General features: G+C 49.9%; 9 protein-coding genes. 3 read left to right on the top strand and 6 right to left on the bottom strand.

Annotated features, from left to right (window positions below; all coding sequences use genetic code 11):
• Positions 1 to 6: 6 nt before the first annotated feature.
• The 5 genes from gspG to gspC all read right to left on the bottom strand — a co-directional run bounded on the left by gspG (position 7) and on the right by gspC (position 6218).
• The gene (gene gspG, locus BUB81_RS03010; protein WP_073317953.1) at positions 7 to 444 is read right to left on the bottom strand and encodes a type II secretion system major pseudopilin GspG; all 438 of its coding nucleotides are present in this window, start codon (positions 442 to 444) and stop codon (positions 7 to 9) included.
• Positions 444 to 1667, bottom strand: coding sequence for a type II secretion system inner membrane protein GspF (gene gspF / locus BUB81_RS03005; RefSeq protein ID WP_073317950.1), 1224 nt, complete (start codon positions 1665 to 1667; stop codon positions 444 to 446). The genes gspG and gspF overlap by 1 nt, the downstream gene beginning before the upstream one ends.
• Positions 1667 to 3202, bottom strand: a complete 1536-nt coding sequence (gene gspE, locus BUB81_RS03000; RefSeq protein WP_073317947.1) for a type II secretion system ATPase GspE — start codon at positions 3200 to 3202, stop codon at positions 1667 to 1669. Before gspE ends, gspF begins: the two co-directional genes overlap by 1 nt.
• Positions 3202 to 5202, bottom strand: coding sequence for a type II secretion system secretin GspD (gene gspD, locus BUB81_RS02995; protein ID WP_425435066.1), 2001 nt, complete (start codon positions 5200 to 5202; stop codon positions 3202 to 3204). Before gspD ends, gspE begins: the two co-directional genes overlap by 1 nt.
• 89 nt (positions 5203 to 5291) lie before the next feature.
• The gene (gene gspC, locus BUB81_RS02990; RefSeq protein ID WP_073317943.1) at positions 5292 to 6218 is read right to left on the bottom strand and encodes a type II secretion system protein GspC; all 927 of its coding nucleotides are present in this window, start codon (positions 6216 to 6218) and stop codon (positions 5292 to 5294) included.
• Positions 6219 to 6341: 123 nt separating this feature from the next.
• Here gspC and hslR point away from each other — a divergent pair, with 123 nt between their 5' ends.
• The 3 genes from hslR to BUB81_RS02970 all read left to right on the top strand — a co-directional run bounded on the left by hslR (position 6342) and on the right by BUB81_RS02970 (position 9597).
• Positions 6342 to 6746, top strand: coding sequence for a ribosome-associated heat shock protein Hsp15 (hslR, locus tag BUB81_RS02985; RefSeq protein ID WP_073317940.1), 405 nt, complete (start codon positions 6342 to 6344; stop codon positions 6744 to 6746).
• 25 nt (positions 6747 to 6771) lie between these two features.
• Positions 6772 to 7671, top strand: a complete 900-nt coding sequence (gene hslO / locus BUB81_RS02980) for an Hsp33 family molecular chaperone HslO (RefSeq protein ID WP_073317936.1) — start codon at positions 6772 to 6774, stop codon at positions 7669 to 7671.
• Positions 7672 to 8037: 366 nt separating this feature from the next.
• Positions 8038 to 9597 (top strand): phosphoenolpyruvate carboxykinase, encoded by a 1560-nt coding sequence (locus tag BUB81_RS02970; RefSeq protein ID WP_175555760.1) that lies wholly within the window; start codon positions 8038 to 8040, stop codon positions 9595 to 9597.
• A gap of 78 nt (positions 9598 to 9675) precedes the next feature.
• Here BUB81_RS02970 and BUB81_RS02965 read toward each other — a convergent pair whose 3' ends face one another.
• Positions 9676 to 10287 (bottom strand): cytochrome c oxidase assembly factor Coa1 family protein, encoded by a 612-nt coding sequence (locus BUB81_RS02965; protein WP_073317930.1) that lies wholly within the window; start codon positions 10285 to 10287, stop codon positions 9676 to 9678.
• Positions 10288 to 10404: the final 117 nt, after the last annotated feature.

Here is a 10404-nt window from a genome sequence, read left to right as displayed (position 1 = left end):
ATTCGGTTAGTTCAGGTATTCGTTAATATTCCAGTTACCAATGTCGTCATCGGTGCCTGGCTCGCCATCCGGGCCGTTAGAGAAAATATCAATTGTGCCCATTTCTCCCGGGCTGATTAACGCATAAGGATTGCCCCATGGATCATCAGGTAAACGTTTGATGAAGCCGGCTTCCGGGTAATTACGTGGGATAGGATCAATCGTCGGGGCTGTCACCAGCGCGTCAAGACCTTGTTCTGTAGTCGGGAAGCGGTTGTTCTTCAGTTTGTACATTTCAAGCGCACTTTCCAGTTGCTGAATATCGACAGCGGCCTTTTTAAGCTGCGCTTCTTCCTGGTTACCCAGAATTTGTGGTGCGACCATAGAAGCCAGAATACCGATGATCAGCAGTACCACCATGATTTCAATTAAGCTGAAACCCGATTGTCTGTTTAAGTTTTTCATTACACGTTCACCATATTATTAAGCGCAAGTATCGGTTGAATAATTGCCATGACTATAAATAACACCACTGCTGCCATCGATACGATCAGCACAGGCTCGAAGACTTTTAATGAGACACCAATGAGTGCTTCAAATTCCCTGTCCTGATTGTCGGCCGAGCGGCTTAACATTTGTTGTAGCTCACCTGAGCGTTCACCCGATGCAATCATGTGCATCATCATGGGCGGGAAAATTTTGGTGTTGTCGAGTGCCGCGCGCAGGCTGCTACCTTCTTTTACATTGACAGCGGCTTCGCTAATTCGTTCTTTAATATACACATTTTGCAGTACATCCGTAGATATCCGCATGGACTCAAGCAATGGCACAGCACTGGCCGTTAAAATACTCAGTGTGCGTGCAAAACGGGCCGTGTTTAAGCCTCGGGCCACTTTGCCTACCAAAGGTAAATTAAGCATAAAACGGTGATAACGCAGTTTGATTGCGGGCTGCTGAACCAGTCGCTGAAACAGCACAATTGACAGCATAATGGCCACTAACAAATACAGGCCGTATTGCTGCATCCATTCACTCACGCTAATCAACACAGTGGTAATGGTGGGCAGATCCTGACCCATGTGGTCAAACTGACCGACAATTTTTGGCACCACGACCGTGAGCAGTACGACTACAATCATCATGGCAAAAAACATCATGATAGCCGGGTAAATCAGCGCCTGTATAATCTGGCTTCGGGTTTGCTGACGGCGCTCGGTGTAGTCGGCTAAACGGTTGAGTACGGTGTCGAGGTGCCCTGACTTTTCGCCCGCCGCCACCATGGCGCGAAAGAGGTCATCAAATACGCTGGGGAATTCCGCCAGTGCGTCGGCCAGGGTATGCCCTTCCACGACTTTACTGCGCACTGCCATCATCATGTTTTTCTGGCGGGTCTTTTCGCTTTGCTCCGCCACAGCCAGTAACGCTTCTTCGATGGGCAAAGCCGATTCAATCAGCGTCGCTAACTGACGGGTAAGCAGCGCCAAATCACTGGCAGAAATACGCGGCTTAAATAACTGAAAGCCGCTACTACTGCTGCCGCTGCTCTTTTCAGCCACTTGTTCAACTTCCATGGGCACAAGACCCTTTTCGCGAAGTTGTTGGCGAATCTGGCGGGCGTTGTCACCTTCCAGTACACCGCTTGTATTCTTGCCTTTGGCATTAATGGCTTTATAAGCAAACGCCGCCATTAGTCCTCCCGGGTCACACGTAACACTTCTTCAAGCGCAGTGTGTCCGCTCAGGACTTTGCGGCAGCCATCTTCGCGAATACTGGGCGTAGATTTTCGCACGTATTTCTCAATGGCCTGTTCGCCCTTCCCTTCGTGCATCATGGTGCGAATGGTTTCATCCACGATCAACAGTTCGTGAATACCCGTTCGGCCACGATAGCCAGTTTGGTTACAGGCGGCGCAGCCTTTAGGCGAATAAATAACACAGGAATGACCGTTCTCCAGTCCTAATATTTCCGCTTCCTGCTCACTCGGTGCATGTGCAGTTTTGCACTCCGGACAGAGGGTTCTTACCAAGCGCTGTGACAGCACAGCCAGTAAGCTCGACGACAGTAAGAAGGGTTCAATACCCATGTCTTCCAGACGCGTAATCGCGCCAGCTGCGGTATTGGTGTGCAGGGTTGAGAGCACAAGGTGACCGGTTAAACTGGCCTGTACGGCGATTTGCCCGGTTTCAATATCACGAATCTCACCGACCATCACCACATCGGGGTCCTGACGCAGTATGGCGCGCAGGCCTCGGGCAAACGTCATGTCTACCCGCGGGTTAACCTGGGTTTGTCCAATACCCTGTAAATCGAATTCAATAGGGTCTTCAACGGTTAAGATGTTGCGGTCTTTGGAATTGATTTCGGTCAGGCCGGCATACAGGGTGGTACTTTTACCAGAGCCGGTTGGGCCGGTAACCAGAATAATGCCGTGAGGTTTGCGAATGAGTGACGAAAAGTGGCCGCGGTTTTGTTCGGTCATGCCTAAATCAGCTAGGTTCAGGCGCGCATTGTTCTTGTCGAGCAAACGCAATACGACCCGCTCGCCGTGGCTCGATGGCATGGTCGATACCCGCACGTCTACCGCACGGCCTGCGATACGCAGCGTAATCCGGCCATCCTGGGGCACGCGCTTTTCGGCAATGTCGAGCTTGGCCATTACCTTAATCCGCGAAACCAACATAGATGACAGTTTACGATTTGGGCGCAGGATTTCGCGCAGCACACCGTCGACGCGGAAGCGCACGATAAGTTGATTTTCAAAGGTCTCGATATGGATATCGGACGCGCCTTCTTTAATCGCTTCGCCCAACATAGCGTTAATGAGTTTGATGATAGGTGCATCATCTTCACTGTCGAGCAGGTCCTCGGTGTCGGGCAGTTCTTCTGCCAGCGAAAACAAGTCACTCTCGTTGCCAAGATCTTCCATTAACTGTTTGGCAGCAGAGGAGTCGCGCTGATAAGCCTGGGTCAGTAACGGCTCAAACTGTTCCTGAGCCAGCTCTTTCAGTACTAGCGGCGCGGCATAGTAGCGGCGTACTTCGGCGAATACCTCCAGTGGCGTTTCACTGGTGTGATAAAGCAACGCCGGCTCCTGATTAACTTCCAGCAGGACTTTATGGCGCTTGGCAAAGCCAAACGGCAACTGACGTTCGGTCTGGATAACCTGTTCGTCGTCGGGTTGCTCAGGCTGCCCGGCAGTTTGCGTGTCGAGTAGCTCGCTCATTAGTTGCCGTCCTGTTCAGCCTGTGCCTTTTTCTCTTCTTCGCGACGCTTCAGGTACTCTTCATAGGAAGGCGGTAGCGCCAGGCTTTCATCCCAGTCCGGCAATACCGGAGTATCGGTTTGCGGCATCAGGGTTACACCCTGAGACTGGCGCTGAAGCTGTTCTGCGCGAATAAAGTTATATTTCTGCTTGCTGATCTCGTTCATGGTCACGCCGTCACGTACGATCTTAGGACGCAGGAACACCATGAGGTTACGCTTGCGCTTACTCGACGTAGTCGACTTGAACAAGTGACCCAAAATCGGAATGTCGCCCAGCAGAGGCACTTTTGACACACTTTCCTGTACGTCTTCATCAATCAGACCGCCCAACACAATGGTGCCGCCATCATCCACAATAACCGTGGTTTTGATTTGGCGCTTGTTGATGGATATATCGACAGCTGTGGCACCCGATACGCTGGATACTTCCTGTTCGATAGTCAGCTGTACCGCGTTACCTTCGTTGATTTGCGGTGTAACCTGTAACTTGATACCGACTTCCTGACGGTCTACCGTCTGGAATGGATTAGAGTTGTTAGCGCCCGTGGTAGTACCGGTAATAATCGGCACTTCCTGACCCACAATGAAGAACGCTTCTTCGTTATCCATGGTGGTTAGGTGTGGGGTTGCCAGAACGTTGGAATTGGTGTCGTTGCTTACGGCCTGTACCACCGCGCCCCATCCATTCTGGATAACGCCGGCAATCAATCCGTTAGCACCGCCAAGTAGTGACGCCAGAGAGGTAAAGTCGCCTTCTGTAACATCGGTCGTGGTGACTACTTCACCATTGGCAGTAACGTAAGTTGAATTTGTTGTCTGGTCTTCGGCTTGTCTTAATGCAACTGCCAAAGAACCGACCGGGATCACGCCGTTGTTAAACTGGGTACCGCCGCCCTCTTCCGAAACCAGTTGCACACCCAGTGACGTACCGTCACCTTCGTACATTTCTACGATAATAGCTTCAACCTGTACCTGAGCACGGCGCACGTCCAACTGACGAATTACCGCTTCCAGTGAGCGCATCATATCCGGCTCGGCGGTTATGACCAGTGCATTTGAATCCTCGTGGGCGTCAATGCTGACATCGCGATTGCTGCCTGTAGAACGTCGGGCATTGTTACCCGTGCCTTTCTCTTCGGCCTGAATACTGTCACTGACGCCCTGGAGCACTTTAACCAAATCATCGGCTTTAGCGTAATTTAAGAAGATAACCCGGGTATTACCGTTGGTTTCCAGCTCCTGGTCCATGCGCTGGATCAAATTGATCAGTCGCTGACGGGCTTTGGCGTCACCACTGACAATTACGCTGTTGGTGCGGTCATCGGCTACGACGCGAGGCTCTGACTTGGTACCCGTATTTTGCTTGCCCTGGGACTTGTTGATGCTTTCTACAATGCGCACCATTTCCGAGGCTGAAGCGAATTGCAGTTTGATGATATCGACTTCTTCGTCACCGGCGCGGTCAACCCGCTCAATGATTTCAACCAAGCGGTTTACTACCGCTGCACGGCCGGTCAGCATCATTACGTTTGAAGGGTCGTGACTGACTACGTTACCGCCACCGGCCTGGTCATTCAACTGGCGCAGAATAGGCGCAAGCTCTCGCACAGGCACGTTGTATACCGGAATAACCCGGGTAATCATTTCGTCACCGTCCAGTGTGGCGTCTTCTACTACCGGAATATTTGAGGTTTTGGCGTCTTTAGAACGCACGACCTTTAAAATGCCGTTTGGCATTTCCACAACGGCGAAGTCATAAACCTGCAACACGTTCAGAAAAAACTGGTAATACTGCTCTTCGTTCAGCATGTCATAGCTAATGACGCTGATTTTGCCGCGAACGTTAGGATCAACAATGATGGTTTTCTGCAAGTTTTTACCGACGATGGTAATAAACTCGTTGATGTCGGTATCCTGAAATTTGGGCATACGTTCGATGGCCGCGGCTTGCACACACATAACGGTTGCACATACCGCAATACTAATCCGGGTCAACCAGGTTCGACCAACTTGCCTCATAGTTTGTATCCTGTTCACTGTTGCGTTCATTACTGCTCTGGCATGTCTAAGTACAGTGTAATGTATTCCCCATCCCGGGTTACTGTAAGTTCAATAGACTGCGCATCTCTAAGCTCACCCATGGCATCTCGGGCCTGGGCGGGGTCTGTTAAGTCCAGACCGTTTATCTGAATAACGACATCGTCGTTTATTAACCCTACCGACTCAAACAAGCTGGCGTCTTTGCCCGGTTTTACGCGGTAGCCAATCATCTGACCGTTTTCCAGTGCGGGTGTAACACTGATGAAATCGGTGAAGCTAGCCGGCTTCTCTCGCAGCGCTTCAGTTGCTGCAACGGCGTCTTCGCTAAGCTCGCGCGCCCGGCGTGCTGGTTGGGCACCTGCTCTGGCCGGTTGGCGATTGCGAGCGGCGTTATTGGCCGCGTTTTGCTTGCTAAAATCGAGCCCGGCCAGCATGAGTGTTTCATGTTGACCGCCATTTTTAATGATGACTCTGTCTATATGGACCTGACTCAGTATGGCATTCGTTCCGTCAATTTTATCGCCAATAGCGTAAGTGGCTTGTTTTCCTCGGTTTTCTATTACTGCCGTACCGGCTTCTTCATCGGTACTGGCCACTAAACCGGACAACACCAGGTTCAATCGGGTTTCTGGTGCGTCGGTGATGGTTTCCTGAACCGGTGGTGGCGCACTTTTATTTACTTCGCCAAACAAATTCAACTGTTGTATTTGGCCAATATCGACCCCACGTTGAGAGCTGGCGACTGAACCGGTATAACGGGGTGTTGAAGCCGCAGGTGCGTTTGATGACGGCGTGGGAATGAGTTTCCAGGTCATGTCCGCTGCATAGGCGATCAGATAAATACTTAATAATACAAGCACAACCACGCGAATACGTGTTTGATGTGTAGTCAGCAACGCTGGGATATTTTGCAAGCTGGTTTGATTAATTATCATCTGAAAACAACAAATTGGTGGAACATAAGCCGCTATATAACAGTCACATCATAGCCTAGTCTGAGCGGGGGCAACAACCTTAATGCAGGCAGGTTAAATAAATATGACAATTTTGTATGTAAAATGCCCATGGTAAACGACAACAATGCAGCCTTAAAAGTACGACTGGACAAATGGATCTGGGCGGCGCGTCTTACAAAAACACGTGCTCTGGCTAGAGACCTGATTCAGGCCGGAAAAGTTCACTATAATGGACAAAAGAGTAAGCCGGGTAAAATTGTAGAGTTAGGTGCGCTGATTAAAGTACCTGCCGGCTGGGACGTAAAAGAAGTGGAAGTCACTGGGATTGAAGAGAAGCGTCAGCCAGCGAAACTGGCTGAACTGATGTATCAGGAAACGGCCGATAGCGTGGCTAAACGCGAGCAAAATCAGCTGGCCAGAAAGATGCAGACCTTCCACAGTCCGAAGCCGGAAAACCGCCCCGATAAAAAACAGCGTCGCGAATTAATTAAGTTTAAGCATCAATAGGGCGAATGCCCGGACAGGAATTGAGATGAATCAGTTTGATCAACTACATCGTTATTTATTTGAAAAAGCCAGTGTGCGTGGCGAGTTGGTGCGACTTCAGGACGCACTGAAGCCTATCGTTCACAGCACGGACTACCCCCAGCCAATTCAGCAACTGTTAGCTGAAATGGCTGCAGCCACGAGTTTACTGACCGCTACGTTAAAGTTTGAAGGCGAAGTTGGCTTACAAATTCAGAGTCAGGGCAAAGTGCGCTACGCCGTTATTAATGCAACACACGAGCAGCAGCTGCGCGGCGTGGCACGTTGGGATGAAGAGGCGGATTTGTCTGAAGCCACTTTTAGTGAGTTGGTTGAAAACGCGGTACTGGTGATCACAATTACGCCCGAAGAGGGTGAGCGTTATCAGGGCGTCGTGGCGCTGGACAAAGGATCGCTGGCCGGTTGTCTGGAAGACTACTTCGAGCGCTCAGAACAGTTGGCCACCCGCGTGTTCATTCATACCGACTTTTCAGACAATACACTGCCAAAAGCATCGGGTATGTTCCTGCAGGTGGTTCCGCAGTCAGCTGAATCTACCAAAGTAACCAGTGACAGCGAATTTGAGCACTTGTGCGCGCTAACCGAAACCATGACAGCAGAAGAGTTGTTCTCATTACCCGCAGAAGACGTGCTGTATCGCTTGTACCACGAACAGGAAGTACAGCTTTACACACCAAAACCTGTATCGTTTGCCTGTACATGCTCTCGTCAACGCAGTGCCGAAGCCCTGAGAAACCTGGATAAGCAGGAATTACTGGATATCATCAGGGAAGAAGGTGCGATTGCCATGAACTGTCAGTATTGCCACACCGAATATCGCTTTGATGAAATCGATATTGAAGCATTACAGACTGGTTACAACGACGGTTCATCTACCCCACAATAAGTTCTTCAAAGGCAGCACAACCTCTCTGAGCGTTGTGCTTGCCGCTCCCCTTGACCTGCGTCAATATCCCTTTTTCCAAATAATATAGAGTAAATACGTAGCCTGTAGAGGATGCTTTACATGGTGTTAGTGGTGCTTTACACCATATTCAGGCTTTGTAATTCCAGCCTGAACAGACCCTGGTACGGCAAAATTGAGGGTGTTTTTTGTAGTGACTTTCAGAAAAATTATGAAAATTGCACAAAATTAATACCCAGTATTGTTCAGTTTGATGTTGTTGAATGCCTTTATTGCTATACAATGGTTGGGCTTTTAGTAAATTCTGAAAGTCTGGGTGAAAGTTTACAGTTTTGAGGGTGAAGTGATATGACCGCGGCAGCAGCGATTCAATCAGCAGCAAAGGAATGGGCAAATTTATCGGCAGCGGTGCTCGTAGAGCATGCGCTGAGTAAGGGTGAAGGGCAGCTAGCCGCAAATGGTGCGTTGGTTGTAGAGACAGGCAAGCGAACAGGGCGTTCGCCGCTTGATCGGTTTATTGTGAAAGAGCCGACAACAGAGCAGGATATCGACTGGGGCAAGGTAAATCGCCCGTTCGATGCCGGCAAGTTTGATGCGTTGTGGAAACGTGTGGAAGCACACCTTATGGGGCTGGAAGAATATTACAGCTCTCAGTTACAGGTTGGTGCGGACCCTGAGCATGCGTTACCTATTGTCGTGCGTACACAAACAGCGTGGCAGCATATCTTCGCCAAAAACATGTTTATTACGCCGGACCACTGGAACAGCGAGAACAAGCCGGTGTGGCAAGTACTCAACGTTCCCGGCTTTGTGTGTGAGCCTGAGCGCGATGGCACAAACAGTGACGGTACTGTGATCATTAACTTCGCAGAGCGCAAGGTACTGATTGCCGGTATGCGATATGCCGGTGAAATGAAAAAAGCCATGTTCTCTGTACAAAACTTCCTGCTACCTGCCAAAGAAGTATTGCCGATGCACTGCTCTGCAAACGTGGGTGCTGAAGGTGATGTAACCTTGTTCTTCGGGTTGTCAGGCACAGGTAAAACAACACTGTCAGCGGATCCTAAGCGCTTCCTGATCGGTGATGATGAGCACGGCTGGGCGCCGGGATCAGTCTTTAATTTCGAAGGCGGGTGCTACGCAAAATGTATTGACCTGTCGCAAAAGAACGAGCCAGTGATTTGGGATGCCATCAAGTTTGGCACCATTCTGGAAAACGTGGTGTTAGACGACGCCCGCACGCCTGATTACGCTGATGTATCTCTGACACAAAATTCACGTGCGGCCTACCCGCTTGATCACGTTGAAAAACGTGTAGTGGAAAACATGGCTGGCGAGCCGCGTTCAGTGGTGTTTTTAACCTGTGACGTATCAGGCGTATTGCCGCCGGTATCAGTGTTAACCGAAGAAGCTGCAGCGTATCACTTCCTGAGCGGTTACACGGCCAAGGTCGGTTCAACGGAGATTGGTTCAACGTCAGACATTGAGTCCACGTTCTCTACCTGTTTCGGCGCACCCTTCTTCCCGCGTCCGGCAGGCGTATACGCAGAGCTGTTAATTAAACGTGTGAAGGAATTCAACGCCAAGGTGTACCTGGTTAACACGGGTTGGACCGGTGGTCCATACGGTACGGGCAAGCGCTTCGATATTCCTACTACCCGTGCGGTCATCGACGCGATTGTGAATGGCGATCTGGCGAATGTTGAAACAACGCACATTGACGGTCTGAACCTTGACGTGCCGGTAGCTGTGCCTGGTGTAGACAGCAAGCTACTGGTACCCAAAGAGACCTGGGAAGATAAAGCGGCCTACGAAGAGTATGTTGCTAAGCTGGTAACAGACTTCCAGGACAACTTTGAACGTTACGATGTGTCTGATGCTATTAAGCAGGCAGGTCCGGGTAACTAAGCCATAGGCTTACCGATTTTTATCACGTCCTCAAAGTGATAAATTAGCCCGTTTGCGCGAGTAAACGGGCTTTTTTATTTATTCTACCGGTGTCACAACCTGAATCCTGGTGTCTGACTCAGGCCAGTGCACGATAACGTTATGTAATACCCACACATCCATGTCTTTATATGCCTGGACGTACGCTTCAGCCTCACCTTTGGGGCCGGATAGGGAATATTGCAAATAGGCTTCTCCATTTGATCCTGATGTTCGAATGCTCCCCGTAACAAAGTAGCCTGCTTCAATCGGTTCGCCGATCACGTCAACAACGTCAGCATGTTGCGATATTGCCGTCAAAGATTGCTCGAAAGCATCACCTTTCAGCATGTTGCCAATCAGCGTGAAGAACAGAGGGAAAACAACGAGCCAGAGAATAAATCCAGCGTTTCGCCATGATTTTTGTGTTTGTTTAAAGTGTTCTACATCGCGCCATGTTCTGTTTTTCCAAGCCCATTCATTGCCTTTGGCGCCGAGTATGAAAAACATAAAAATATTGACCAGGGGCACGAACATTAACAGCGCTATGTAAGTGCTATTGCCAATGCCCCAAATCCAGTTAAGTAAAAATGCGCCCCAGTTCCAGCCTTTCACTTCCGGTGGTACTACTGACTGTTTTCCTAATCCTGAGGTGTATTGTTGTTGATTCATGTTTAGGTTTGCTCCCATCCCTGCCTCTATGCAAAGCACTTTAATTAACATCGTCACAGTAACACGGCTTGCGCGGTTTTATGTAGGTAAAAGAGCGGTATCCCTGCTATCGCTTCG

The sequence above is a fragment of the Marisediminitalea aggregata genome, from assembly GCF_900129565.1.
In the GTDB taxonomy this organism is placed as follows: domain Bacteria; phylum Pseudomonadota; class Gammaproteobacteria; order Enterobacterales; family Alteromonadaceae; genus Alteromonas; species Alteromonas aggregata.
Note: the sequence above shows the minus strand (reverse complement) of the source record. Positions and strands in the feature narration are given on the sequence as shown.